Below are 25,877 nucleotides of genomic sequence, written 5' to 3'. Positions count from 1 at the left end.
TCTCGCAGTCTATTGCGCGTGGGCGACGCGCTGACGCGCCACGGCCTCCAGCACGTCGACCAATCCGTCGATGTCGGCGACCCTGAGGACCGCGGCCGTGTCGCCGGTCCCGACATGGATGCCGAGATCCCCCGCCCCCAGGGTGCGGAGAGCGTCCTCGTCGGTGACGTCGTCTCCCGCGAAGATCACGGCCGTCGCCCCCGTGCGCTCTCGCAGGTGGTGCACGGCGGAGTCCTTGCCCTCGTGCCGGAAGGCGAACTCGAGGATGTCGTGCCCCGTGCGACGTCGCCATTCCGGAGCGTGCTCCGCGACCAGACGATCCGCGATCTCCCGCGCCTCGCGGGCGGTGTCGGCATCCGCTCTCCGGGTGTGCACCCCGACGCCGAACTCCTTCGGTTCGATCCAGACGCCGTCGAGGTGGGAGAGACCGTCGGTGATCTCGCCGTGCAGGCGGTCGCGGAGCGCGAGGTCGTCGGCGTCGTCGGGAGCGGCCTCCTCCCCCGTGCCCGGCACCCAGAACTGCGCGCCGTGGGAGGCGGCCAGCCACACCGGCGAGGCGTCGTCGTGCTCGGCGATCTCGCGCAGGTGGCCCAACGACCGGCCGGAGACGAGGGCGACCACCGTGTCCGGCAGCGCGGCGAGGGCATCGACGACCGCACGCGCCCGCGGGGTCATCCGGGCCGTCATCGGGTCGTCGACGAGCGGGGACAGCGTGCCGTCGAAATCGAGCGCGACGAGGAGGACCGGGCTCGTCGAGACGGCCTCGACGGCGGCGTCGGCGGCGGTCACGCGGCATCCCCCGGCTCGTCCACGGCCGCGTCCACCTCGGCGGCCGCCGCGGCGCTGGAGGCGCGGTCGTGGAAGGCCGACAGCGCGTCGAGGAACTCGCGCGACCAGTCCTCGACGTCGTGATCGCGCACGCGCTTGCGGAGCGCGCGCATGCGGCGACCCTGCTCGGCCGCCGGCATGTCGAGCGCCCGGACGATCGTGTCCTTGAGGCCGTCGATGTCGTGCGGGTTGATGAGCAGCGCGCTGCCCATCTCGTCGGCCGCGCCGGCGAACTCGCTGAGCACCAGCACGCCGCGGTTGTCGATGCGGCTCGCGACGTACTCCTTCGCGACGAGGTTCATGCCGTCGCGGAGGGCCGTGACGAGCATCACGTCGGCGGCGAGGAAGAGCGCCACCATCTCCTCGCGCGGGTACGACTGGTGCAGGTAGCGGATCGCCGTATGGGTCGTGGTGTCGTGGTCGCCGTTGATGCGCCCCACCGTCATCTCGATCTCGTCACGCAGCTGCACGTACGCGTCGACGCGCTCGCGACTCGGGCTCGCGACCTGCACCAGGGTGGCATCCTCGACCGTCGCCCGACCGTCCTCGAGGAGCTCGCCCCACGCCTTCAGCCGATGGCGGATCCCCTTGGTGTAGTCGAGGCGGTCGACGCCGAGCAGGATCTTGCGGGGGTTGCCGAGGCCCTCGCGGATCTCGCGGGCGCGCTGCTGGATGTCGGGGCGCTGCGCGAGCTCGATGTACGAGTCGGCGTCGATCGAGATCGGGAACGCCTTCGCGAGGGCCACGCGCGTGCCGCCCTGCCCGTCGGGCACAGCGATGCCGCTCGCCTTCGTCTCATACCGCACCTGGCGACGGACGGCCCGCGCGAAGTTGCCGGCATCCGCCACGCGCTGGAACCCGATGACGTCGGCGCCGAGGAGCCCCTCGAGCACCTGCTTGCGCCACGGGAGCTGCGAGTAGAGGCCGTACGCGGGGAACGGGATGTGGTGGAAGTAGCCGATCGTGAGGTCGGGGCGCAGCTCCCGCAGCATCTTCGGCACGAGCTGCAGCTGGTAGTCCTGCACCCACACGATGGCCTGGTCTGCGGCGACCTCGGCGGCCGCCTCCGCGAACCGGCGGTTCACCCGGACGTAGGCGTCCCACCACGCGCGCTTGTACGTGGGCTCCGCGATCACGTCGTGGTAGAGCGGCCAGATCGTGTCGTTCGAGAAACCCTCGTAGTAGTGCTGGACGTCGGCCGCCGACAGCTCCACGGGCACGAGGTGCGTGCCCTCGAAGTCGAACGGATCGAGGCTCACGTCGGGCTGTCCGGCCCAGCCCACCCACGCGCCCTCGGCGCGACGCATCACGGGTTCGAGTGCGGTGACGAGACCGCCGGGCGAACGACGCCAGCCCTCCCCGTCGGGGGTGCGATCCACCGGTAGACGATTGGCGACGACGACGAAATCGGCCTGGGACACAGGTCCTCCTCGGTAGCTTGCTCCCAGGCTAACAGCGGGGTGAGGGCGTTCCACGGGGCGGCCGGAATGCGCTATCGAGGCCGGCCGTGTCAAGGCGGCGCGACGCCGCAGGCGCGGGTCGCTAGGTTGGGGGCATGCGCCAGTACATCTTCGGAACCGGACTCCTCAGCGCCATCACCGGCGGCGTCACGCTGCTGCGCGGACTGCGCAACCACGAGCCGTTCACGTGGCGCACCGCCCTCGCCTGGCTGAGCTGGGGCATCACGCTCGCGCTCGCCGTCGGCGCGGTCGTCGACACCCGCCGCGCGCGCCGTGGCCACACGATCTCCGGCGACTCCCCCGTGGCGAAGAAGCAGCAGAAGCTCCTCAAGAAGCGCCTGTCCCGCTGAGCCGGAACGACGGATGCCGAGCCCCGAGGCCCGGCATCCGTCGCTCGCGTAGGGGTTAGCGCGTGAGGATCAGCGCGTCGCCCTGACCGCCTCCGCCGCACAGCGCGACGGCAGCGGTGCCGCTCCCCCGGCGGACGAGCTCGTGCACCGCGTGCACGACGAGCCGGTTACCGGACGCCCCGATCGGGTGACCGATCGCGATACCGCCGCCGTGCGGATTGACGACGTCGTCCGACAGCCCGAGTTCGGCCTGCGACCGCGCCACGACGGCCCCGAACGCCTCGTTGATCTCGACGTGATCGAGGTCGGATGCCGCGATCCCCTGCTTCTCCAGGGCGCGGGCGATCGCGTGGGCGGGCTGGGCATGCAGCGAGTTGTCGGGGCCGGCGACCTGGCCGGACGCGCCGACCGTCGCGAGGACCTCCCAGCCGCGCTCCTCGGCGACGGCCCGCGTCGTGAGGACGACCGCCGATGCGCCGTCGGAGATCGGCGAGGCGTTCCCCGCCGTGATCGACCCGCCCTCGGCGAAGGCCGCGCGCAGCTTCCCGAGGATCTCGACCGTCGTCTCCGGACGGATGCCCTCGTCGGCCGTGACGACGACCGGCTCGCCCTTGCGCTGCGGAATCGACACGGGCACGATCTCTGCGTCGAACAGCCCCGCCTCTCGCGCCGCGGCGGCGCGCTGGTGCGACCGGGCGGCCACGGCATCCTGAGCCTCCCGCGTCACCTCGTACCGGGCGTTCGCGCGTTCGGTCGACGCGCCCATGCTCTCGCGGTCGTACGCGTCGGTGAGGCCGTCGTACGCCATGTGATCGAGCACCTCGACCGACCCGTACGCGTATCCGTCGCGCGAGTTCATGAGCAGGTGCGGCGCGCGGGTCATCGACTCCATGCCGGCGGCCACGACCACGGTCGCGTCGCCGAGGCGCAGCATGCGGGACGCGTCGATGATCGCCGTGAGCCCCGAGAGGCACACCTTGTTGACGGTCGCGGCGTGGACGTCCCAGCCGATCCCCGCGGCGATCGCCGCTTGGCGCGCGGCGTTCTGCCCGGCGCCGGCCTGCAGCACCTGTCCGACGAGCACGGCATCGACGGCGTCGGCGGGGATGCCCCCGCGCTCGAGCGCACCGGAGATCGCGGCCGCGCCGAGCTGCACCGCGGTGAGCGGCGCGAGCTGTCCCTTGAGACGACCCTGGGGCGTGCGGGCGGCGGCGACGATGACGACGTCGGAGGGGGCGGTCATGCGATCTGCTCCTCGGGAATGCGGACGGTGAGCGGGGGTTCGGTGGCGGCGATCACGTCGTCGACGGAGACGCCCGGGGCGACCTCGACGAGCACCAGACCCTCGGGCGTGACGTCGATCACGGCGAGGTCGGTGATGATGCGGTCCACCACACCGCGGCCGGTGAGCGGCAGCGAGCACGCGTCGACGATCTTCGGCGACCCGTCGCGCGCGACGTGCTCCATCAGGACGATGACGCGGGCAGCGCCGTGGACGAGGTCCATCGCCCCGCCGGGACCCTTCACCATCTTCCCGGGGATCATCCAGTTCGCCAGGTCACCCGTGGCCGAGACCTGCATCGCGCCGAGGATCGCCGCGTCGATCTTTCCGCCCCGGATCATGCCGAAGCTCGTGGCGGAATCGAAGAACGCCGCACCCGGCAGGGTCGTCACGGTCTCCTTGCCGGCGTTGATGAGGTCGGCATCCACCGCGTCCTCCGTCGGGTACGGCCCGACGCCCAGGATGCCGTTCTCGGACTGCAGCACGACGGTGACGCCGTCCGGCACGTGGTTGGGCACGAGCGTGGGCAGACCGATGCCGAGGTTGACGTACGAGCCGTCGGCGAGTTCTCGGGCCGCGCGGGCGGCCATCTCGATGCGGGTGAGGGCCATGTCAGCGGGCTCCTTCGGTGACGGTGCGCTTCTCGATGCGCTTCTCGATGTCGGGGCCGACCTCGACGAGACGGTGGACGAAGACACCGGGGAGGTGCACGTCGTCCGGGTCGATATCGCCGGGCTCGACGAGGTACTCGACCTGCACGATGCACACGCGACCGGCCATCGCGGCGAGCGGGTTGAAGCTCCGCGCCGCCTTGCGGAAGACGAGATTGCCGTGGCGGTCGCCCTTCCACGCGTGCACGAGCGAGAAGTCGGTCGTGATCGCCTCCTCGAGCACGAACTCCCGAGCCTGCCCGTTCACGTCGAACGTGCGGACGTCCTTCGCGGGGGATGCCACGGCGACACCGCCGGAGCCGTCGTACCGCTGCGGCAGGCCGCCCTCGGCGACCTGCGTCCCGACGCCGGTCTGCGTGTAGAACGCGGCGATGCCCGAGCCGCCGGCGCGCAGCTTCTCGGCGAGCGTGCCCTGGGGCGTGAGTTCGAGCTCGAGTTCGCCGGAGAGGAACTGCCGCTCGAACTCCTTGTTCTCGCCGACGTACGACGACGTCATCTTTCGGATGCGTCCGGCCCCGAGCAGGATGCCGAGCCCCCAGTCGTCCACGCCGCAGTTGTTCGACACGACGGAGAGGTCGCGCGTGCCCTGCGCGAGCAGCGCCTCGATGAGGGCGATGGGGTTGCCGGAGAGGCCGAAGCCGCCGACCGCCAGCGACGCTCCGTCGGGGATGTCGGCGACGGCGTCACTCGCCGACGGCCAGGTCTTGTCGATCACGCGGACTCCTTCGTGCTGGATCGGTGCTCTCATCCTGCGCTCGCGGCCCCGCGAGCGTGGCGCCGCTTCTTGCGATGTGGATGCAAGCCCGCGTAGCGTCCACATCGTGGACACGCCCCCGCTCCCCTCCCCCCGCACGAACGTGCCCGGTACGCAGGCGATCGCCCGGGCCGCACATCTTCTCCGTCTGGTCACGGCCGCGGGCGCTGACGGCGCGGCGGTGGGCGAGCTGGCCGTCCGCGCGGATCTCACGCGCCCCACGGCGCACCGCCTGCTGTCGGCCCTGCGCCAGGAGGGCCTCGTCGACCGCGACGAAACCACCGGACGGTGGCTGCCCGGGCCGGAGCTGTACCTCATGGGCACGGTCGCGGCGTCCCGGTTCGACATCACGGCCCTCGCGCGCGACATCGTGCGCTCCCTCGCCGTGCGGACCGAGGAGAGCGCGTTCCTGTCGGTGCGACGCGGCGACGAGACGGTCTGCCTCGTGCGCGAGGACGGCAGCTTCCCGATCCGGTCGTTCGTGCTGTCGGAGGGGGTGCGGTTCCCCTTGGGCGTGGCATCCGCGGGTCTGGCGATCCTCGCGTTCCTCCCCCCGGACGAGGTGGATGCCTACCTCGAGCGTCACGACGAGCTCACCGAGCGGTGGGGAACGGCACACTCCCCCGCCCGGCTGCGGACGAGGGTCGCCGACACGAAGGCCCGCGGATACGCGGTCAATCCCGGGCTCATCGTGGAGGGCAGCTGGGGCCTCGGTGCGGCGGTGTTCACACGCGCCGGCGAACCGCAGTGGGCGCTGAGTCTGACCGGGGTCGAATTCCGCTTCGCGGGCGACCGCCTGGCCGAGCTCGGCCGCATCCTCCTGGCGCACGCGCATCAGCTCTCGACGCGCATCGCCGGGCGATGATGCATACCCACGTTATATAACAGGGGTATACTCGGGGGAATGACCCGCGACGACGATCTCCAGAGACTGATCCTCGCGGTGCACGCCCTCACGCGCACCGCCGCCATAGACACCAAGAACGACACCCCCGCTGCGCAGTGGCGCACGCTCACCCTGCTGCGCGACCACGGCCCGCAGCGCCTCGGCGACCTCGCGACGCTCAGCCGCATCTCGCAGCCCGGCATGACCCGACTCGTGCACCAGCTGGAGGATGCCGGCCTCGTCGCCCGCGGCATCCACCCGGACGACTCGCGCGTGAGCGTCGTGTCCGCGACCGAGGAGGGCCTGCAAGAGCTCGACCGGTGGTTCCAGGTGCTCAGCGCCGCGTTGACTCCGCATGTCGCCCACCTCACGGATGCCGAATGGGATGCCGTCCGCGTGACGGCCGACGCCCTCGGCTCCCGCGTCCGCCCCGAGCCGGAGCTCGCCCGATGAGCGCCGCCCCGAGCGTCTGGAAGCAGCCCGCCCAGGTGTGGGCCGTCGCGTTCGCCTGCGTGGTGGCGTTCATGGGTATCGGCCTGGTCGACCCCATCCTCCCCGCGATCGCCGAGTCACTGAAAGCGACCCCCGTCGAGACCGAGCTGCTGTTCACCAGCTACCTCGTGGTCACCGGCCTCGCGATGCTCGTGACGAGCTGGATCTCGAGCCGCATCGGCGCCAAGGCGACGCTCCTCGTCGGCCTCGGCCTCATCGTCGTGTTCGCGCTCTTCTGCGCGCTGAGCGGCAGCGTCGACGCCGTCATCGGCTTCCGCGCCGGCTGGGGCCTCGGCAACGCGCTGTTCATCTCCACCGCGCTCGCGACGATCGTCGGCGCGGCGTCCGGGGGCAGCTCGGCCGCGATCGTGCTGTACGAAGCCGCGCTCGGCCTCGGCATCGCGGTGGGACCGCTGCTCGGCGGCATCCTCGGCGAGGCGAGCTGGCGCGGGCCGTTCTTCGGTGTCGTCGCGCTCATGGCGATCGCGTTCGTCGCCGTCGCGGTGCTGCTGCGCGGCCCGTCGCCGGCCCGTACGCCGATCCCGTTCAGCGCACCGTTCCGTGCCCTCGGGCGCCCGGCGCTCGCGATCCTCGCGGGAACCGCGCTGTTCTACAACATCGGGTTCTTCACCCTGCTGGCGTTCTCGCCGTTCCCGCTCGGCTTCGGCGCCATGGGCATCGGGCTGACGTTCTTCGGCTGGGGCGTCGCGCTCGCCATCACGAGCGTGTGGGTCGCTCCGCTCCTGCTGCGACGGATGCGCCTGACCAGCGTCCTGCTGCTGGCGCTGCCGCTGCTCGCCGTCGTGCTGCTCGTCGCGGCCTTCGTCGTCGACTCGCCGGCCGGCCTCGTCGCGTGCATCATCGCCGGCGGACTCGTGCTCGGCGTGATCAACACCGCGCTCACCGAAGCCGTGATGGAGGCGACCGACCTCCCGCGCTCGGTCGCGTCGTCGGCGTACTCCGCCGTCCGGTTCCTCGGCGGAGCCGTCGCCCCGCCGCTCGCCGCGTTCCTGTGGCACGCCGCGACCGCGGGCACGCCGTACATCATGGCCACCGTCTCGGTCGTGATCGCCGCCGGCTTCGTGCTGTTCGGCCGCCGCGCGCTCGCCCACATCGACGCCGCGCACCCGACCGCGGCCGACGAGGGCGCCGCTGTCCTGGTGGGCGACGCCGCGTAACCCACGACGCGACGACGGCCGGTCCCCTACATTTCGTCGGTGGCCGGCCGTCGTCGTCCCCTGCGTGTCGCGGTCAGTCGCGGGCTCGACGGCGACGATGGACCAGCAGGGCTGCGACACCCCCGACGAGCGCGACGACGCCGATGGCGATCGCGCGCGCGACGGGAGGCGCTCCGGTTATCGCGAGGCCGGATCCGGATGCCGTCGACCCCGTCGCGGACGCGGTCGGCGCGGGGGTCGCCGACGCGGACGCGCTCGGATCGGGCGTCGGCTCCGGCGGCACCGTGGGCGTCGGTGATGCGGTGGGAGTCGGGTCGGGTGTCGGCGTCGGGTCAGGCGTCGGAGTGGGTTCGGGCGTGGACGAGTTCGTCGGAGTCGGGTCCGGCGTCGGCGTGACCGTCGGCGTCGGGGTCGGGTCCGGCGTCGGCGTGGGAGTCGGGGTCGCCGTGGGAGTCGGAGTCGGGTCCGGCGTAGGGGTGGGGGTCGGCGTGACCGTCGGCGTCGGGCTGGCGGTGGGCGTCGGGTCCGGCGTCGGCGTGGGAGTGGGCGTAGGCGTCGGGTCCGGCGTCGGCGTGGGCGTAGGCGTAGGCGTCGGCGTCGGATCCGGCACCGCGAACAGCGTCCGCACCGCGTCGGCCGCCGCGTCCCGTGCGAAGGCCATACCCGCGGCGTTCGGGTGAATCGCCCCCCGCTGGATGCCACCGAAGGGTAGCCCACTGACCGGGATGCTGTCCGGCGAGAGCGTGAGCGTGATGCCGTTCACGTACGCGTCGGACGGATTGCAGGGGCTGTGGGCTACGGATCCCGGCAGCAACGACACGTACGTCGCTCCCGCAGCAGCCGTGGCTGCGGCCATGGCGGCATCCATATAGGCCTGGGTGTCATGCAGCAGCGCGACGTCCGTATCCAGGTAGGGGAAGGCGTTCGAGCGGAAGCCGAAGAATCCCTGGAACAACGACGTGTAGCACCCCGAGCTCGGCGTGTGCGCGGCATCCGGAGCAAGGGCGGGGTACCCGAGGACGATGATCTTCGCGTTCGGCGCCTTCGCATGAATGGCCTGGAGCGCGGCGGTCAGCGCGGGGGCCATAGTCTGGTCGATCTTCGTCTCGAGGGTGTTCACGGGTCCCGCGGGCGTGTTCACGACGAACTGCTCGCGACACGTCTGGTGCGTCTGCCCGTCGACGCTCCCGAGGACGGGACCGGTGGGCGCCAGGGCGACGCACATCTGTCCGATGTTCCAGAAGCCGAGGTCGTTGCCGCCGATGGTCAGGGTGACGAGGTCGGTCGCGGCATCCAGCGAATCGATCTGGACCGGGGCCGTGCCGCTGACGGCTTGTGGTGTGTCGACGACGTTGGCGATCACGGCACCGCCGCACGTGCGGTCGGTCAGCGCGAATCCGAACTGCGCGGCGAGGAGGTGCGGGTAGTTCTGGTCGGACTGATCGCAGCCCTGCGCGGGCTGAGTGGATGCCAGCGGCAGACCCCATCCGGCCGCGTAGGAATCGCCGAGCGCGACGTAGTGACGGCCGGTGAGATCGGGGACGGCGGCAGAGGCGGCGGACCCCGCGGCCGCAAATACCGCGGCGGCGAGAACGGCCAGTGCGGCCCCGGAGGCAAACAGACGTCGCATCCGGCGAGGTTAGGGTCCTCGGGCCGGGCCGATCCGCGAAACGGCGCGAGAGCCGCCCGAATTCACCCTCGGGTCGGCTGCGGCCCCGAACTCGAATCGCCCACGCTACCGGTCGCACCGGCGGCGAGAGCCCGCGCCGATGCGACGACCTCCCGCGCCCCTTCCACGGACATCACGATCGAGTAGTGGTCGGTGCCCACGACTCGCTGAGCGTCCGCGAGACGCGGCACCTCGCCGCGGACCCGCGCGAGGTCGGGATACAGCGGGGGCACCTCTCCGCGCAGCCCGCGCTCCGCGGCCAGGAGCACGGTCGGTCGCGGCATCCGGTCGAGCGCTCGGCCGATGTCCGCGCCGGCGTTCTGGTCGATCGAGTCGGCCTCCACCGTCGCGAGCGTCGTCGCGGGACGCAGCTCCGGCTCCGAACCGGCGAGGTCGTAGGCGAAGTAGTCGTCGAGCAGCGGATCCTCACGACCGACGAACGCGGGGTGGGCGCGCCAGAAGTCGCGGTAGGCCGCGGCATCCGGGAATCGCATCTCCAGACGCGCGGCCGTCGGCCCCAAGACGTGCCTCACCGCCTCGATGGGCGGCATCCCCGGGGGAAGGTCGAGCGGAAGCCCGCCATCGACGAGAACCACGGCAGCTGCCCGATCGGGGTGCCGGTCCGCGAACACGGCCGACACGAACGCTCCCATCGAATGCCCCACGATCAGCGCCCGCTCGACGCCCGCGGCATCCAGGACCGCCGCGAGATCGTCGGCGTGGGCCGCCATCCCGAACGGGCCCGACAGGTCGGCACTGCGGCCGCGACCGCGGAGGTCGGGAGCGAGCAGCCGCACGTCCGGCGCCTCGCGCGCCACCCACGACCACGCGAGATGCGAAGCCGTGACCCCGTGCACGAGCAGCCACGGGGCGCCCTCGGCATCCGGATGCCACTCCCCCACGTGGAGCGAGCCGCCCGCGACCGCGACGGCGTGCGCGCGATCGGTCACCGCTCGCCCCGCACCGCGACTTCGAGCTCTTCCCACAACTGCTCGAAGCGCGCGTTCCACGGCGTGGCGAACACGCCCGCCTCCCACCGCCGACGCACCTCGTCGAGATTCACCCACTCGGCCTCGAGCACCTCCTCGGGGTCGACGACGACCGCGGGCTCGCCGGTGACGTGAACGGACCACAGGTCGAACAGCGCACGGTCCTCGACGACGCGCCCCACGAGCACGAGATCATCCGGAAGGACGGAGATCCCCACTTCCTCGTCGAGCTCGCGGATCGCGCCGCGTCGGCTCGACTCCCCGCGCAGCGCGCTGCCGGCCGGGAACTCCCACGCGAGCGGGTAGTCCTTGCCCTCCGCCCGCCGACTCACGAGGACACGACCCGTGGATGCCACCACGCACACGGATGCCACGATGTGGAACGACCCGGCAGGCACCGGCCCGTCGCCCCTCCGGTGCAGAGTGCCCGTGGGGGTTCCCTGGACGTCGGTGACGTCCCACATCTCGTCGTCGGCCATGCCGCCATCCTCGCCCCGCAGGGGCGCGAACGGGAAGTCGGCGCCCCGAAGAGCTACGAGCCCTCTCCGTCCGACGCCGCTCGCTGCCGGGCGATTCTCCGGAGGGACAGCCTCGCTCCGATCATGAGCAGGATTGCGGTGCTCACGGACAGCAGCGGCCCGATCGCGTGACGCAGCGACGGCGCCTCGCCGCTGCCGGCCCAGTCGGCGAGGAGCACCACAGTCGATGCGGTCGCCAGCACGAGCACCCCCACGCCGGCCCAGAAGACGAACCGAAACCACCGCGCGCTGTCCGCTATCCCCATGCAGTCATCGTCGCAGGGCGACCCCGCCACCGCGACCGGTTGCGCGGGAGAGACCGGGCATGCCTTCGAACCCAGGAGTGCGCACGCGGCAGGGCATGGGGGGGCCGCGGAGCGAGAGTCCGTGCCCGCGACCCCATCCGGAGTGACGAGCCCAGACGCGGAAAAGGCCCGGTTCCCCGGGCCTTTTCGTTTGGTGCACCCCCTGGGACTCGAACCCAGAACCCACTGATTAAGAGATAGCTGTTTCGCTCGTCTAGGCCGAGGGTATTCCCGGCGCGGCATGATGCTGCAACGCGCGGCTCGATGGTGCAGGAGCCGCGCGATTCCGCGGGAGTTGGGCTACCTTCGGGTCCGGCGATAGATGCGGCAAACGGGCGCTCGTTGCGGCAGCCGGGAGCACCGCGAGTACCACGTGAGTACCACGACTGCTAGCATCGCCGCATACGTGTATTAGCGTGCAAAGGAGTGACATGGCAGCGAAGAAGAAGGCTGGGCGCGAGTCCTGGGGGATCATCGACACCCTCCCCTCGGGTCGATATCGGGCGCGTTACACGCACCTCGGGACTCGCTTCACAGCGCCGACGACTTACACCACGAAGCAGGCCGCCCGGAGCTTCCTGACGGGAACCCGCGCCGACATCGAGCGGGGCGTGTGGGTTGACCCACGCATCGTGAAGGAGTCGCCGCTCTTTGGTCCGTTCGCCGAGAAGTGGGTCGCCCAGCGCCTCACGCCGAAGGGCTCGCCGTTGCGATCGAAGACGTCGGCGGAGTACCGCCGGCAGCTCGGGAACGGGCTCGCGCCATTCCGGTCGATGGCGTTCGACGACATCACCTCGGCCTTCGTTCGCGAGTGGCACGCTGCCCGCATGCTCGATGGCCCGACCCAGGCCGGAGCCGAGTCCCGGCTGCTCCGCGCGATCCTCAACACCGCGATCGAGGACGGGCTCAAGGAGTCCAACCCTGTGACCTCGGCGATGTGCAAGGCGACGACCGGGAAGAAGTACCGGCCGCCGACCCTTGCCGAACTCGGCGTGATCTGTCAGGCCATCGAGGACCGTTTCAAGCTGGCGATCATCATCGCCGCATACGGCAGCGCTCGCATCTCGGAGTGGCGCGCCCTGCAGCGCGAGAGCATCACCTTCGTCGAAGCCCTGTACGAGGGGCGCGTGGTGGAGCAAGCCGCTGTCCGCATCATGGACCAAGCCATCCACACGACCGAGAAGGGCTGGGAGCGCACCCCCACCAAGAGTGAGGAGGGCGAGCGCGTCGTCTTCCTGCATCCCATGCTCACGCCTCTGGTGCAGGAGCATCTGCGGCGGTTCGTCGGCAAGGCCAAGAAGGCCCTCCTGTTCCCATCCGGGACCACCCAGGAGTACCTCCCGGACTGGACCTTCTGGCCGATCTGGGATCGAGCGCGACAGGCTGCGGGGATCACCCGCGAGGTACGCGAGCACGACCTCCGCAAGTTCGCGGGCACCTCCTATGCGCAGGCCGGCGCAACGCTGCGCGAGACGATGAAGTTCATGGGCCACGGGACGCCGGCGGCCGCCATGATCTATCAGGTCGATACGGGCCGTGGCGCGGAGCTCGCGGCGCGGATGCCCATTCCTGCCGCACTGAGCATCGAAATGATGCGCCCCGCTGATAGCATGCAAATCTGACAGAGAGGAAACGTATATGCCAACCGCCATCGCCGAGAGGCCGGCCCAGGTTCCCCGTTGGGCGAACATCAATCAGACCGCTGCCCACCTTGGCGTCTCTCGCGACACCGTTCGCCGCCTCATCTCCGCGAAGAAGATCCACGCCGGCAAGATCGGCAACACCATCCGCATCGACCTCAACAAGGTCGACCAAGCTCTCGAGGAGGCCGCAGCGTGAACCTCTCCCCCGGCGACAAGCTCTACGGCTTCTGCAGCGGCTACTTCGGCCGCGACAGCTACGAAGACAAGGTCGTCCTCGCTGCCGGCGAGAATCGCGGCGTGCTCTGGATTACCGCGGTGAACGCGCACGGCCACATCCTCCTCGCCCAGGGGATGAGCGCCGACGACGTCGAACGATGGAAGCGCGACGATGACGTGGAGGACCCGGCGTGATCCGTGCGCGCGACGCTCGCGAAATCCGCCGCGGACTGTCGATCGCTCGCGACGTCATCGCCCGCCGCCGGATGCGACCCCGCGACCTCGTCTCCTTCGGCCACCGCGACGCGCCCCCGATGCCGCTGTGGCAGCGCGCCTACCATCACGAGTTCTCGCGTGCCCTGCGCGACGGTCGGCTGCGGCCGCCCGTCCACGCGAATGGGGGTCTGCGATGAAGCTTCCCGTAGTTGTCCGCCATGACGACCCACCAGGCGGCGCGAGTCCCGAAGTCACCGCCGCGCCTGTCGTCTACGGCGTCGACCGGTCCTGGAGTAACTACCGCGCCAACTCGGACGGGCACATGGCCCCTAGCGATCACCGCAAGTTCCACCTGGATCGAGGCGACTCGACCGCGAAGTGTTCGTCCCGTGTCCTGCTCAACTCGCTACCGGGGGACCGGGGCGAACCCCTCGCTGACCTGGAGCGCAACGCGCCGGGAGCGGTGTGTCGTCGGTGTGTGCCCAGATCGACTGTTCTGGGGTCCGAGCAATGAGGCTGGCGCTGGCGGACCCCGCCGCCGTGGCGCGCGCGGAGGAGCTCCTCGCTGACGGGCAGCTCGCAACCTGGGTGGGCGAGGAGGTCGGCCTGGGTCGGTCCTCGATCTACGCGATCGCGAAGCAAGTCCCGGACCGCGCCGAGCACGTCCTCGCCTGGCAACAGGTCTGGGCGCAGATCCGGCGCAACCCAACGTTGGTCGCTCTGCACCGAGAGTTCAATCCCGCATGACCGCCTCCGTCGAAGATGTCACCTCGCTCTATGCGCGCGACCTCATGGACCGCCACGGCCTCACCGACTGGCGATTCGAGTGGAACGACTCGGACGAAGCCGCCGGGCGCTGCTACCCCGACCTGCAGCTCATCACGGTGTCCCGCGCGATCCTCCTGGACACCGCGGCCCGGAACATCCGCGAGACGCTGCTGCACGAGATCGCGCACGCGCTCACGACCACCGATCACACCGCGAGGTGGTGGAACAGGTTCCGCAAGATCGGCGGCGAGGGCTACTGGCTCATGAACAACGGGATGGCGAAGTCCTCGCGACCCGAGGGAGTGATTAGCACGCAATCGCGGTCCTAGACTGCGCCGCATGGCGCCCGCACTCCTCCCCCTGACCGACCCGGCCGAGTGGCCGGAGTCCGCCGTCGCGGTCATCCGCAAGGAGCTGCGGGGCGCGATCGACATCGTCATTCCCGGCGAGCCTGGGTCCTGGAACCCCGACACCGACCGGGTCGAAGGCGGCACTGCGGACACCGTCCTGGTCTACGACCGGCGCGCGCGAATCCGAGAGCTCTCGGCGCGCGAGATCGCGTCCTCGAGCGACAGTCGCGGCGTCGGCACGCACCGAGTCACGATCGAGATGGAGGCGGGTGACCACCTCATCCCCGACGAGGGCGCCGTTGTTGTGGTTCGCAACGGTGGACGCTCGCAGAAGCTCACCGGTGAGCGCCTCCCGATCACGTGGGTCACGGCGTCCACCGACAACGCTCCGTTCCTCTTCATCACCGTGAAGTACGGCTGATGCCCTCCTCGTACTCCTTCACCGGCTTCGACCCCGGAGCGCTGTTCGCCGGCGTCGAGCTCGTCGGTGACGTTCTACTCGACGAGGCCGCTGGCGAAATGGCGGTCCTCGGTGAGAGCCTTGCCCTCCGCATGCAGGAGGAGCTGCTTCGCGCCGTCACCCGCACCGGTCTCGCGCGCGTGGCTGCGGGCCATGGCCCTCACGCCGGCCGCTACGAAAGCGGCCGCATGCACGACGCCATCTCCTTCGACATCGAAGTCGACCAGGAGGAGCGCATCATCACTCTGCGCTGGGGCTGGATCTCCGACTGGGCCGACTACTTCGCCCTCCAGGAGTGGGGCACCGAGCACATCGAAGCCGTCAACAGCCTCGGCACCACCTACTCGTGGGGCATCGCGCAGCTCCGCGGCATCCTGAGCGGAATGAGCACGCGATGAGCACCGACGGTATCGAAGAGGCCGACTTCATCCTCGGCGATCAGTGCCTCGGCGCGCTCATGGGCGGCCGCGTCTGGGAAGACGCCGTGCCACAAGGAACCGTCCTCAAGGTGGAGGGTGACGAGGTTCTCCCTTACGCCGTCGTCCACTTCGGCACGCCGATCACCGAGCGACCCGGGCGCGGAAGCGGCCGCACGCTCGCGGCCAGCGAGAACGAACAGCCGCACATCATGCCCATCACCGTCATGATCTACGCCACCCGCAGCAGCTCCCTCCGGCGAGCGTTCAAGAGCGTCTGGGGCCGCCTCATCGGAAAGAAGCCCAGCGCTGGATCGGGCGAGATCCGCTCCCTCGGGGGCACTCGCATCACCGAGAAGGACTCCTCGGGCGCCATCGTGCGCCTCGTGCGCGTTATCTACGCGGAAGTTCCCATCGGACTGAACGGATGATCGTGCGGGCCCGGTCTTAGACTCCGCGCCCATGACGAACGACGTGCGGGCTTACCGCAACACCCAGACCGGTCTGGTTGGGGACTACGCGGAGGACTTCGCGCGGTTCTTCCCCGACCTCGTGCTCGTCGGAAGCGAGCCCACCGAGGATACCTCGGACCCCACCACGTCCGGCGAGGTGCCGGCGACCACTCCGACCCGAAAGGCCGAGAAGTGAAGCTCCTGCCCGGCAACGAGACCGTCCTGGCCATCCCCGCGTTCCTCAACGCAGCCGGGGTCCCCCAGCTCGTCCACGCCACGAACGGCACGGTCGTACCCTTCGACGGGGTGACCAAGGCCGTCCTCGACAGCTACATCACGAAGACCGCGCCCGCCGCCGCCAACCCGACTCTCGGCGGCAACCTTTCCGGCGCGATCCGCGACGACATGGCGCTGGGCCTGACCGGCTCGGAGCGCTCGACGTCACGCACGATCACCTCGGTCGGCCGGAACGAAGCGCTGACGTTCTTCAACTTCCAGGCCAACCTCACGGTGTTCCTCGACGCCGATCGAGCACTCTCGTCCGCGTCCGTGTTCAACCTCGCCCGCATCTCGACGCGCGTGCAGGGACTCCCCTACGTCCTCGCCCACCGTCTCGGCCGCCGCAACACCGACCTTTCGGTGGTCGGCGAGGACTGGTCGTTCTACTACGCCGAGACCGGCCAGCCGGTGCCCGGCTATGGAGACGGCGAGGAGCAGACGATCGCCCTCAACTTCGTCCCGAAGAACCTCGTCAACATCGCCGCCGCGCTGGGCGCGTAAGGAACCGGAGCCATGGCAAACGACAAGATCCTCTCCAACAAGAACGTCGGCTGGTTCGTCGGCCCCGAGACCTCCATCCCGTCGTGGACCGCGCCGACTCTCGCGCAGCTCTCGGCGCTGGTGAACGTCTCGGCGGGCGTACGCATCGCCGGGACCGACTTCGGCATCCAGGCGTCCGAGCAGACCGACGACCGCTCCTTCGCGGACGAGGCCGGCGCACAGTCGCTCGGCTACCCGAACTTCGGCGGCAACCTGTCGACGTTCGTCCCGACGGTCGACGACACGACCTCGCCCGAGCGCATCGTCCACAACGCAGTCAAGAAGCCCCGCACTCGCCTCGCCGTGTGTCAGCGCTTCGGGATCGCGCAGGGTCTCGCCCTCGCGGCGGCGCAGGAGATCAGCCTGTTCCGCGTCATCACCGACGCAGAGAACACCGAGCGACGCCAGACGGGCTACTCGACCACAACCGAGCTCGTGGCGCAGGACGACGTGCTGGTCAACTACATCATCCCGCCCGCCGTCGCGGTCGCCGTGACCCTCGCGGGCACCTCGGGCGGCGTCATCGGCGGTGCCGGTCTGCTGAGCGCGCTGTACCAGGGCCAGGCGGTCACCGCCGGCGTGAAGTACACCTCGTCGAACCCCGCGGTCGCGGACGTCCTGCCCAACGGTGTCGTGATCTTCAAGAGCGCCGGCACGGCGAACATCACCGCCTCCTACCCCGGCGCCCTCGACTCGACCTCGAAGGCCATCACCGTCACCGCCTCCTGAGTTAGCACGCAAATCGCGCTGGCAGGACAACCCTGAGAGAGGAACTCAGAATGACCGAACGCACCCCCGAAGAGATCGTCGCGGAGGCCCAGGAAGGCTTCGACCTTGTGATCGAAGCGAAGGAGCGCCCCAAGCTCCAGGCCTCCGTGACGATCTACCTCGACGAGCCCACCGGCAAGGAGCTCGGCGGCGTCGAGCCGAAGTACCGCCTGCTGAACGGCGTCCGTCTGCCGGACGGCGAGCGCCGCTGGGGCGTCGTGGGCGAACTCGCCGACCTCGCCGACAAGCGCAAGCGGCTCGTCGCCGCGGGCCTGGAGGACGAGCCCGCGGTGCAGGAGCTCGACGCTCGCGTGGACGAGCTCCTGGCGCGAGCCGAGGAGCTGCAGGCCAAGCTGGCAAAGTCCGGCCGTACCATCCATCTCCAGGGTCTCCCGCGCGTGATTCGCGACGACGCACGCGGGAAGGCGCGCGAGCACCTGGGTATCGCCGTCGGCGCGGAGATCCCCGACGACAAGGCAGAGGCGCTCGAGAAGCGCTACGCGGCGGAGATCCTTTCGCGCGCCGTCATCGGGATCGAGGCCCCGAACGGCGCGAAGGGCCGCCTGCTCGACGTCGATGGCGCCGAGAAGCTGCCCGGCCAGCTCCCCGACTCGGAGTACGCCCGCATCGCCTCGAAGATCAGCGAGCTGCTGTACCAGACCTCGATCGCCGAAGGGGCTGTCGACAACGCGGATTTCTGAGTGAGTACCTGGCTTCCGGGCCGGGGGCCAGGTACCTCCATCTCATCCGCGCGGCCATCACGGCCGGCATCCGGCCCTCCTCGCTGATCTTCCGCACCCAACCCGGCGACCCCTGGACGGAGCGAGACTTCCTCCTGCTCGAGGCCTACCAGATCCTCGAGGACGAGCGCTGCTCCTGCGGCTACCCCGTCTACATCTGCCGCAGCGACGACCAAGACCTGCAGTTCCGCATCAATCGGGTCACCTGTCAGGCCCAGCGCGCCGTCGAGCTCGCGCGCGAGGCGCAGGGCGACAAGAAGACTCCGGGGCTGGAGATCCGCGCTGAGGCGTTCAGCGTGTCCGGCAAGCCGCTGAGCTCCTTCCGCCGCCCGTACTACGAGGCGGAAGCCAAGCGCCGCGAAGCGATGTCCGACGAGCGACACCTCTAGACTCCGCGCCCGTGATCGAGGGACTGAGTCAGGACGCGCAGCTTCGGCTCAAGGTCGTCCTCGAGGGCATCCAGAAAGCCCGCAGCGACCTCGATGGTCTGGGCGAACAGCTCGACACCGACCTCCGCCGCGACTTCGAGCGCGTCACCGGCAAGATCGTCGAGATGGAGAACGAGCTCCGCGATCTCGGCGGAGCTGGGAAGAAGGCTGGCGGGGACCTTGCCGCCGGGGCAAGGACCGCAGACGAAGCGTGGAAGAAGGCGCTCAAGACCGTCCAGGACTCCCAGGACGCGTTCGCGAAGAACGCCCGCGGCAAAGTCACGGGCTCCTTCGAGGACGGCGCCAAGCCGCTCAGCTCCCTCACGGAGGAGCAGAAGCAGCACATCCTCGACGTCGACGACGCCGCAAGCGCGAACATCATCAGCGCGATTCGCCAGGAGCGTGCGGAGCGCGAGAAGCTCTCCTCCGAGACCGTCTCCGCCGAGGCGCGCATGGAGGCCGCGATCAACCGCACGGCGGAGGCGGAGCGCGCTCGCGCGCGGGCCGCTCGTCGGACGGATGAGAAGTCGGCGTCGTCGTCCTGGGATCAGAACTTCAAGTCGCTCAGCAACGACACCGCCAAGACCGAGGCCGAGAACGCCCGCGCGGTCAAGGAGGCCGCGGACGCCGAGGCGCGCATGGAGGACGCGACCAAGAAGCGTGCAGCCGCGGAGCGCCTCCTCAACCGGCAGCGCATCGCCGCCGACAACCGCGCGGCCGCGAAGGCATTCGACGAAGAGATGCGAGCCGCCCTCGCAGCTTCCGACGCCACGGGCAAGCACACCGAGAACCTCATCAGCCAGCGCTACGCGCTCTACGACGTATCCACCACCGCCACCGTAACGGGCGCCGGGCTCCTCGCGCTGGTCGGCGCGTACGAGGCTGTCGCCGTCGCGCGCCAGCGAGCATTCGCCGACGTCCGCCGCACGGCGGGCTTCGATGCCGACACTGGCGAAATCGGTCAGCTCACCGAGCTTCGCAAGGAGCTCGTCGGACTGACCCAGAAGATCCCCGAGACGTTCGGCAAGATCGCAGAGACAGCGAGTGTCGGCGGCCAGCTCGGCGTCGCGGCCGAGGACGTCGCGAAGTACACCGAGTCGGTCACCAAGTTCTCCACCCTGTCCGGCATTGCCGCTGAGCAGTCCGGCCTGCGGCTGGGCCGCCTCGTCAACATCCTCGGCCTCAACGCCGACGGCTACGAGCTGCTCGCCCGCTCCATCAGCTTCGCCGGTACCGAATCGGCGGCCACGGAGGATCAGATCCTCTCCGTCGCCGCCGAAATTGCACCCTACGCGCGCCAGGTGGGCTTCGCCGCGACGGAGACCGTTGGCCTTGCCACCGCGCTCGCGTCCCTCCAAGTGCCGCCGGAGCGGGCGCGCTCGGCGATCCAGGACATGTTCCGCGCCATCGACGGAGCTGTCACTGCCGGCGGCGCGAAGCTGCGGAACTACGCCGCCATCTCGGGGATGACCGTCGACCAGTTCGTCGCCGAGTGGAAGTCCAAGCCGGCCGACGCGCTCCGTGCCTTCACCGAGGGATTCTCCAGCGTCGACAACGCCACCCAGGCACTCAACCAGCTCGGCCTCGACGGCCAGCGCGTCGCGCCGGTCCTCCTGTCGCTATCCAACAACGCCGACCTCGTCAAGAAGTCGTTCCAGGACGCCGCCGACGGCGTCAACAACGGCTTCATGGACAAGGCATTCGCAGTCACGGTGGGCACCGTCGCTGCGCAGATCCAGATCCTCGTCAACGAGCTCGGAAACTTCGCGGATGCCGCCGGCGGCCCCACCCTGCAGGCGCTCCTCGGCCTCGTCGTCGGAGCCCAGAAGGTCCTCCAGGTGCTCACCGCCCTGGCCCAGACGCCGATGGGTCAGTTCCTCAGCATCATCGTCACGGGGCTCGCCACACTCCTCGGCGCGCTGCTGCTGATCGTCGGCGGTGCCGCGGCCACCGGCGCGTCGCTCCTGGCACTCAAGACGGCCGTCGCGGGCCTCGACGGCCAGCTCCCGCCCGCCGTCGCGAAGGTCGTCAACCTCGTCCTCGCCCTGTTCGGCCTGCAGGTCGAGGCTCGCAAGGCTGCGCCCGCCCTGGTTGCCGCCGGCGCGGGCGGTGCTGCCGCGGGAGCGGGTCTGGAGACCACTGCCGTCGGGGCTCGGGCAGCACGGGTGGCGATCATCGGTCTCCTTGGGTCGACGGGTGTCGGCCCGCTTCTCACGCTGCTTGGCAGCATGGCGGCGGAAGGACTGAATGCGGCATCGTCGCAAAAGGAACTCTCCGATGCGATGGCCACCACGAACGACAAGACCGGCGACCAGGCCGGGCTCATGCTCGAGGATGCGGACGCCATCCGAGACGCCGTCGCGGCCGCCAACGAGTTCAAGCTCTCGCAGGCCGACATGGAGGGCGCCCTGTTCTCCCTCGGCCAGTCGATGCAGAAGCACGGCCGCGACTTCTCGATCTACAGCACCGGCGGACGCGACAACATGAAGGCGCTGGAGAGCGTCATCAGCTCCGCGACCAAGACCGCCGGAGGCGACTCGCAGCTCCTCGCAAACCTGCTCCTCGGCGTACAGCAGCAGCTCGTGGCCACGGGGGCGAGCGCGGACGCAATCGACGCCGTTCAGCGCGCAATCGAGGCCACCGGCAAAGCCGCCACCGACGCGACCATCACCTCCAACTCCCTCGCCGTCGGGCTGGACTTCGTCGACGCCTCCGCACGCAAGGCGGGCAAGGGCGTCAACGACCTCGGCGAGAAGATCCGCACAGTCTCGGACTACGCCCGCGACCTCGGCTCGATCCTCTCCGACTCCGTCACCTTCCGCTTCGGCAGCAGCATCGCATACGACAAGGTGCTCTCGCAGTACAGCCGGATGCGGAAGGAGGCCGCGGATGCGACCAAGTCCGTCGACGACCTCCGACGGAAGATTCGCGACACCGAAGCAGAGCTGACCGGCCTCGGCGCCGACCGCACGGGCCTCGAATACTCCCTCGCGATCGCGTCCCAGTATGGCGACACGATTCGCGCGTCCGAACTTGCTAGCCAGATCGCGAAGATCGATTCCGACGCGGCCGCCAAGCGAGCAGACCTGAGCAACCTCAACGGTGAACTCATCACCGCGCAGGACGCGCTCAACTACTCCCTGGCCGGCAACTCGGACGCCGCGGTCGCCGCCCGCGACAACGTTCTGAAACTCGTGACGGCGTATGAGGAGTACCTCACCGCCCTGGCGAACAGCGGAGTGGGACAGGACGACCTGAAGACCAAAGCGCAGGAGCTCCGCACCGAGTTCGAGAATCAGCTCACGCAGATGGGCTATTCGTCCGACGAGGTCAACGAAATTTTCTCGCCCGCCTTCCAGGGTTTCAGCGACATCATCGAGAGATTCCCGCGCAATGTGACCCTCGACGCCAACGTCGACCCCGCTCAGCGCGCCCTCGACGAGTTCCTCGCGAAGAACGCGGAGAAGAAGATCGACGTCGACATCACCGCCGACCAGAACGAGGCCTACGCCCAAGGAACGGCGGCGGGCGAGGCCCTTGGGCGCGGCATCCCGGATGGCATCAAGAAGAGCGGGCGCGAGCGAGAGGGTGGTGGCACCTTCACCAGCCCCAAAGACGACCCCTGGGGGTACATGGTCAGCACGATCTGGAGCAACTTCTGGAACTGGGGCGAGGACATCAGGAACCCGTTCGCCGGCTTCGCAGACGGCGGCTACACCGGTGACGGCGCGAAGTACGACGTCGCCGGCCCCGTTCACAAGGGCGAGTTCGTCTTCTCGCAGGAGGCCACCCGCTACTTCGGAGTGAACAACCTCGCACGTTGGCACGCCGCGGGGCGGTCGGGCGGTGGCTTCGCCAACGGCGGCACAACGGGTGGCACCGGCAACTTCTTCGGCGCCGGCCCTGGGGGCCTGGGCGCGCCGATCTCGCTCGCCCAGGAGTCGGTCGAGCGTATCGCCGACGCGGTGGCGCAACGCCCCGCCATGCTCTGGGCCGACGGTCGCGCGCTGGCCAAGACTGCATCCGCTGGCAACGCCAGCATCTCGAGAGGAATCTGATGGCCAGCACCATCTACTTCGGCAACCGCCAGAAGCAGACCTACATCCCCGCCCCCGACGTCGGGATGGCCTGGTCCAACGTCAAGCGGTCCAACCTGATCGCCCTCGAGGGCGGCGGGGTCTACGTCGACGACTCGAAGGCTTCCCACCGCGAGGGCGTCGCCGAGTGGTCCACCCAGAATCCGGCGAGCTTCCGCGTCGTGAAGGAGTTTCTGGATGGCGTGTGGGGACCCGGCCCCTTCTACTGGGTCGACCCGTTCGCCGCCGACACGAACCTCCTCTCCCCCGCCTGGGCGACGCCCGGGATTATCGCCGATGGTGACTGGCCGGAGATCTACACGGCGCCCCGCGTCGGCGCGCCGACGGCCAGCCCCGGCCTCCTCGGCCTGCCCACGCGCACCGTCACGTACGCACCCACCAACCTCAGCACGGACGCCACGCCCGCGCGCCGCTTCACCATCCTCATCCCACCCGGCTACCAGCTCGCCTTCGGATGCCACGGCTGGCGCACGGGATCTGCCGTCGTCGCGGTGCGATCCACCATGGCCAACGGTACCCAATCGACCACCACGTTCGCCCCCGCCGACACCACCGGGGCACTCTCCCTCCAAGCCACGAACCTCTTCCCGTACTCTGCGGGCCACCGTCTCGTCGACATCTTCCTCGCGCGCACGGATGCCACCAGCTCAACGATCTCCCTCGCGGCCATGCGCGCGATCGTCGTCCCCGAGGGCGCCACAATCGTCGCGGACAACCAGCCCTTCGTCTCCGGCGAGGGAGCTGGCGGCCTGCGGTTCGCCGGCGGCATCACGGAGACGCTCAAGTACGCACCGCGGGATCCCGCGCTGCGATCCAAGGGCTTCTCGGTAAAGCTCGTCGAGATCGGGGACTGGGGATGAAGGCGACCAACGCAGGCAGCGGCAGCTTCGGCAACATCCAGGACTGGTCGGTCACGGAGACCGTTACGCCGTTCGTCGTCAGCGACACCACCACGTCGATCGGAGACGCGACCCTGAGCGTCATCCGCACCCCGGACACCGACCTCGTCGACGGCAACCGCCTCGGGCTCGCACACCCGGTGCCCGGCTACGACACCGCCCTTCCCGAAACCGTCAACCGGGTCGGGATGACCGGCCCTACGCAGGCGACACTCAACACCGACTCCGCCTTCGGCGTGTTCATTTCGAGTCGGATGCAAATCCCCGGAATCGAGACGGGCCTGCCCCTCAGCGCGCTCGACGTCGCTTGCCAGGCCGCGGGCCTCCTCCGGCAGACAGGCCCGAATGCGGGCGACGATTACTGGTCCCTGCAGGGTCACACGGTCGGCGTCTCTTCCGCTGGCGACATCCTCAGCCCCAAGACCGCCGACCGCAGCCTCCTCTCGGCGAACGGGTCGCCGAACTACGCCAGCGAGGGCGGCGAGACGGTGCTCTACCAGGAGATCAGCCGGCACGCCGCCGCCAACACCTGGAGCGCCGCTGGGTTCCCGCGCCGCGTGATCGGCGGCACGGTCCAACACACACGCGAGCGGACGTACATCAAGTTCACGATCAACCCCTACACCTCGATCGCCCCGGTGACCTTCTCCGTCAGCTTCGGCCCGAGCTTCCGCCGCATCGGCGACAACTCGAACATCGCGAACACGACGTCGATCTCCGTCACGAGCAACCTCGTGTCGACGACGGGCGCCCTGACGGTGACTGTCCTCAGCCAGGACACCGCGGCCGCGACTCAGACCGCAACGGCCACCACGGGCCAGATCGCGGCTCTCGCCCGCACGCGCCCGGTCACGGTGTGCATCGAGATCGCGACCGTCGGCGGCGCGCTCCGGGTACGAGCCGTCGCGGCATCCAGCGCCGGGCAGAGCAGCACCCTCACGGCGACATCACAGCCGCTCGTGGGAGAACTCGCGACCCTCTACTCGAAGCAGTGGATCATCCAGCAGAGCACTGCCGGTCAGGGATTCCGCGACCTCGTCGTGGCCAGCTCGACGTCCGACCGGTGGGCCTCGTTCATCGGAACGGACTACGCGCTCAACCCGGCCATCACCCCAGACGCCGGCGCCTCCTTCGCAGCAGGCTCGCCCATCGCTCCCTTCGACGGCGAGCTCTGGGACTATGTCAAGCAGGTCTGCTCTGCCCGGGGCGTGGAGCTCGCGTCCACCCCCTCCGGGATCATCGCGCGCCGCCCCGGCGTCCGCGTCATCGACTTGACTGGCCGCGCAAGTGCGAGCCGAACGATCTCTGGCGCGTCCGTAGCGCGCGCGGTCGTCGTCACCAACCACCGCACCAAGACCCTCGATATCACGGGCTCGGAGGCCTGGCGTGCGACGTCGATCTACTCCGTCGACGTCGGGCAGACGACCGTCGTCAACCTGCCCGTCCCCAAGGGCATCCGCTTCCTCGCTTCCCCTCGCCCCTGGTACAACACCAAGGTCGCCCGAGGGATCTACGTCCCGGCCGTGCAGTACCTCGATGGCTACGCCGACCTCGAGGCCGGCACCGTCGGCCGCTACTACATCACCGCGCAGGACGGGTACCCAGTCAGCCCCGTGCAGTGGACCAACTATGGCGGCCGCCTCACGGTCTCCGTCACGGACGGCGTCGCCACGATGACCCTCACCGGCCCCAGCCGAGCGATCCCCGGCGTGGCAGGCCCCTTCCGTATCGGCGAATCGAGCAACAGCAGCGACTACGCCGTGCTCCGCCTGTTCGGGGCGGGCGTGACCACCAGACCGACGGAGGTCACCCTCCCCTCTGGAGCATGCCCTCGAGAGACCCGAGTGGAGACTGGCAGCACCGTCACCAACGTCGCTATCGGCAACATCGGCGAGGTCTACAACGCCGCCGCGTGGGTCGCACAGCGCACCTCCGGCCCATCGATCACACTCACCGCTCAGATGCCCATGGGCCTCCTCGGCGGATGGGCCGCCGCGGCCGGTTCCCTCGTGACCTGGGAGGGCAACGTCTTCCGGGTGGACGGCGTCTCCTACGCGAACGGAGTGGGCACGTTGACCTGCTCTAAACTCTCCCGCCTCAGCGACATGCCCGGGAAGAACCGCACCCTCGCACAGTACGCCTCGGACTACGCGGGAATGACGTTGCACGATTACGCAATCCGACCGCTCGACCTCGCCGCCCCCGCGGCCTGACGACAAGGAG

General features: G+C 69.7%; 29 protein-coding genes. 20 read left to right on the top strand and 9 right to left on the bottom strand.

Translation table 11 applies throughout. The features are described 5' to 3' along the window. Positions 1-9 precede the first annotated feature (9 nt). Positions 10-789, bottom strand: a complete 780-nt coding sequence (otsB, locus tag AVW09_RS07620; RefSeq protein ID WP_063257489.1) for a trehalose-phosphatase — start codon at positions 787-789, stop codon at positions 10-12. After that, positions 786-2,249, bottom strand: coding sequence for an alpha,alpha-trehalose-phosphate synthase (UDP-forming) (gene otsA / locus AVW09_RS07615; RefSeq protein ID WP_063257488.1), 1,464 nt, complete (start codon positions 2,247-2,249; stop codon positions 786-788). Before otsA ends, otsB begins: the two co-directional genes overlap by 4 nt. Before the next feature lie 134 nt (positions 2,250-2,383). Here otsA and AVW09_RS07610 point away from each other — a divergent pair, with 134 nt between their 5' ends. Further along, positions 2,384-2,638: a hypothetical protein gene (locus tag AVW09_RS07610; RefSeq protein ID WP_063257487.1), complete on the top strand. Its 255-nt coding sequence runs from the start codon at positions 2,384-2,386 to the stop codon at positions 2,636-2,638. A 55-nt stretch (positions 2,639-2,693) separates the two neighbouring features. Here AVW09_RS07610 and AVW09_RS07605 read toward each other — a convergent pair whose 3' ends face one another. Genes AVW09_RS07605 through AVW09_RS07595 form a run of 3 tightly spaced genes read right to left on the bottom strand, consistent with a single transcriptional unit; the run spans position 2,694 to position 5,306 of the window. Further along, on the bottom strand, positions 2,694-3,881 hold the full coding sequence (locus AVW09_RS07605; RefSeq protein ID WP_063257486.1) for an acetyl-CoA C-acetyltransferase: 1,188 nt from the start codon (positions 3,879-3,881) through the stop codon (positions 2,694-2,696). Next, positions 3,878-4,531, bottom strand: coding sequence for a 3-oxoacid CoA-transferase subunit B (locus tag AVW09_RS07600; protein ID WP_197462582.1), 654 nt, complete (start codon positions 4,529-4,531; stop codon positions 3,878-3,880). Before AVW09_RS07600 ends, AVW09_RS07605 begins: the two co-directional genes overlap by 4 nt. Position 4,532: 1 nt before the next feature. Further along, on the bottom strand, positions 4,533-5,306 hold the full coding sequence (locus AVW09_RS07595) for a CoA transferase subunit A (protein ID WP_063257485.1): 774 nt from the start codon (positions 5,304-5,306) through the stop codon (positions 4,533-4,535). Positions 5,307-5,412: 106 nt separating this feature from the next. On the opposite strand from AVW09_RS07595, the gene AVW09_RS07590 reads away from it, so the two are divergent. Genes AVW09_RS07590 through AVW09_RS07580 form a run of 3 tightly spaced genes read left to right on the top strand, consistent with a single transcriptional unit; the run spans position 5,413 to position 7,901 of the window. Next, complete coding sequence (locus AVW09_RS07590; protein ID WP_063257484.1) at positions 5,413-6,210, top strand: IclR family transcriptional regulator; 798 nt, start codon at positions 5,413-5,415, stop codon at positions 6,208-6,210. A 39-nt stretch (positions 6,211-6,249) separates the two neighbouring features. Then, the gene (locus AVW09_RS07585) at positions 6,250-6,684 is read left to right on the top strand and encodes a MarR family winged helix-turn-helix transcriptional regulator (RefSeq protein ID WP_063257483.1); all 435 of its coding nucleotides are present in this window, start codon (positions 6,250-6,252) and stop codon (positions 6,682-6,684) included. After that, positions 6,681-7,901, top strand: coding sequence for an MFS transporter (locus AVW09_RS07580; RefSeq protein ID WP_063257482.1), 1,221 nt, complete (start codon positions 6,681-6,683; stop codon positions 7,899-7,901). Before AVW09_RS07585 ends, AVW09_RS07580 begins: the two co-directional genes overlap by 4 nt. Positions 7,902-7,974: 73 nt before the next feature. On the opposite strand, the gene AVW09_RS07575 is transcribed toward AVW09_RS07580, so the two are convergent. From AVW09_RS07575 to AVW09_RS07560, 4 genes are all read right to left on the bottom strand, one after another. Then, the gene (locus tag AVW09_RS07575) at positions 7,975-9,531 is read right to left on the bottom strand and encodes a GDSL-type esterase/lipase family protein (RefSeq protein ID WP_063257481.1); all 1,557 of its coding nucleotides are present in this window, start codon (positions 9,529-9,531) and stop codon (positions 7,975-7,977) included. 62 nt (positions 9,532-9,593) lie between these two features. Next, the gene (locus AVW09_RS07570) at positions 9,594-10,520 is read right to left on the bottom strand and encodes an alpha/beta hydrolase (protein WP_063257480.1); all 927 of its coding nucleotides are present in this window, start codon (positions 10,518-10,520) and stop codon (positions 9,594-9,596) included. After that, positions 10,517-11,038, bottom strand: coding sequence for an NUDIX hydrolase (locus AVW09_RS07565; RefSeq protein WP_063257479.1), 522 nt, complete (start codon positions 11,036-11,038; stop codon positions 10,517-10,519). Before AVW09_RS07565 ends, AVW09_RS07570 begins: the two co-directional genes overlap by 4 nt. Positions 11,039-11,091: 53 nt before the next feature. Continuing rightward, positions 11,092-11,343 carry a hypothetical protein gene (locus AVW09_RS07560; protein ID WP_063257478.1) on the bottom strand — a complete coding sequence of 84 codons (252 nt, stop codon included), beginning with the start codon at positions 11,341-11,343 and terminating at the stop codon, positions 11,092-11,094. Between the two features lie 671 nt (positions 11,344-12,014). On the opposite strand from AVW09_RS07560, the gene AVW09_RS07555 reads away from it, so the two are divergent. The 16 genes from AVW09_RS07555 (at position 12,015) to AVW09_RS07480 (ending at position 25,867) form a co-directional block, all read left to right on the top strand. Then, positions 12,015-13,004: a tyrosine-type recombinase/integrase gene (locus AVW09_RS07555; protein ID WP_197462580.1), complete on the top strand. Its 990-nt coding sequence runs from the start codon at positions 12,015-12,017 to the stop codon at positions 13,002-13,004. A 16-nt stretch (positions 13,005-13,020) separates the two neighbouring features. Next, positions 13,021-13,221, top strand: coding sequence for a helix-turn-helix domain-containing protein (locus tag AVW09_RS07550; RefSeq protein WP_063257476.1), 201 nt, complete (start codon positions 13,021-13,023; stop codon positions 13,219-13,221). Further along, positions 13,218-13,436: a hypothetical protein gene (locus tag AVW09_RS07545; protein ID WP_063257475.1), complete on the top strand. Its 219-nt coding sequence runs from the start codon at positions 13,218-13,220 to the stop codon at positions 13,434-13,436. Before AVW09_RS07550 ends, AVW09_RS07545 begins: the two co-directional genes overlap by 4 nt. Further along, complete coding sequence (locus AVW09_RS07540) at positions 13,433-13,654, top strand: hypothetical protein (RefSeq protein WP_063257474.1); 222 nt, start codon at positions 13,433-13,435, stop codon at positions 13,652-13,654. Before AVW09_RS07545 ends, AVW09_RS07540 begins: the two co-directional genes overlap by 4 nt. Positions 13,655-13,967: 313 nt before the next feature. Beyond that, positions 13,968-14,204, top strand: coding sequence for a hypothetical protein (locus AVW09_RS07535; RefSeq protein ID WP_063257473.1), 237 nt, complete (start codon positions 13,968-13,970; stop codon positions 14,202-14,204). After that, positions 14,201-14,554, top strand: a complete 354-nt coding sequence (locus AVW09_RS07530) for a SprT-like domain-containing protein (RefSeq protein ID WP_063257472.1) — start codon at positions 14,201-14,203, stop codon at positions 14,552-14,554. Before AVW09_RS07535 ends, AVW09_RS07530 begins: the two co-directional genes overlap by 4 nt. Before the next feature lie 10 nt (positions 14,555-14,564). Continuing rightward, a complete protein-coding gene (locus AVW09_RS07525; RefSeq protein WP_063257471.1) occupies positions 14,565-14,996 on the top strand; it encodes a hypothetical protein in 432 nt (143 codons plus the stop codon). Next, positions 14,996-15,433, top strand: coding sequence for a hypothetical protein (locus AVW09_RS07520; protein WP_063257470.1), 438 nt, complete (start codon positions 14,996-14,998; stop codon positions 15,431-15,433). Before AVW09_RS07525 ends, AVW09_RS07520 begins: the two co-directional genes overlap by 1 nt. Further along, entirely contained in the window at positions 15,430-15,882 is a 453-nt protein-coding gene (locus AVW09_RS07515) for a hypothetical protein (protein WP_063257469.1), read from the top strand. The genes AVW09_RS07520 and AVW09_RS07515 overlap by 4 nt, the downstream gene beginning before the upstream one ends. A gap of 31 nt (positions 15,883-15,913) precedes the next feature. Beyond that, entirely contained in the window at positions 15,914-16,099 is a 186-nt protein-coding gene (locus tag AVW09_RS07510; protein WP_063257468.1) for a hypothetical protein, read from the top strand. Next, positions 16,096-16,683: a phage tail tube protein gene (locus tag AVW09_RS07505; RefSeq protein WP_063257467.1), complete on the top strand. Its 588-nt coding sequence runs from the start codon at positions 16,096-16,098 to the stop codon at positions 16,681-16,683. Before AVW09_RS07510 ends, AVW09_RS07505 begins: the two co-directional genes overlap by 4 nt. A gap of 12 nt (positions 16,684-16,695) precedes the next feature. Next, a complete protein-coding gene (locus tag AVW09_RS07500; protein WP_063257466.1) occupies positions 16,696-17,451 on the top strand; it encodes a phage tail tube protein in 756 nt (251 codons plus the stop codon). Between the two features lie 50 nt (positions 17,452-17,501). Beyond that, on the top strand, positions 17,502-18,191 hold the full coding sequence (locus AVW09_RS07495) for a hypothetical protein (protein WP_063257465.1): 690 nt from the start codon (positions 17,502-17,504) through the stop codon (positions 18,189-18,191). A gap of 439 nt (positions 18,192-18,630) precedes the next feature. Then, positions 18,631-22,716 carry a phage tail tape measure protein gene (locus AVW09_RS07490; protein WP_063257464.1) on the top strand — a complete coding sequence of 1,362 codons (4,086 nt, stop codon included), beginning with the start codon at positions 18,631-18,633 and terminating at the stop codon, positions 22,714-22,716. Then, positions 22,716-23,615: a hypothetical protein gene (locus AVW09_RS17640; protein ID WP_063257463.1), complete on the top strand. Its 900-nt coding sequence runs from the start codon at positions 22,716-22,718 to the stop codon at positions 23,613-23,615. The genes AVW09_RS07490 and AVW09_RS17640 overlap by 1 nt, the downstream gene beginning before the upstream one ends. Next, positions 23,612-25,867, top strand: a complete 2,256-nt coding sequence (locus AVW09_RS07480; protein WP_063257462.1) for a hypothetical protein — start codon at positions 23,612-23,614, stop codon at positions 25,865-25,867. Before AVW09_RS17640 ends, AVW09_RS07480 begins: the two co-directional genes overlap by 4 nt. Positions 25,868-25,877 lie beyond the last annotated feature (10 nt).

The sequence above is a fragment of the Microbacterium sp. T32 genome, from assembly GCF_001619615.1.
Taxonomy (GTDB): domain Bacteria; phylum Actinomycetota; class Actinomycetes; order Actinomycetales; family Microbacteriaceae; genus Microbacterium.
The sequence above is the reverse complement of the archived record's forward strand: the minus strand, read 5'-3'. Positions and strand labels throughout refer to the sequence as shown.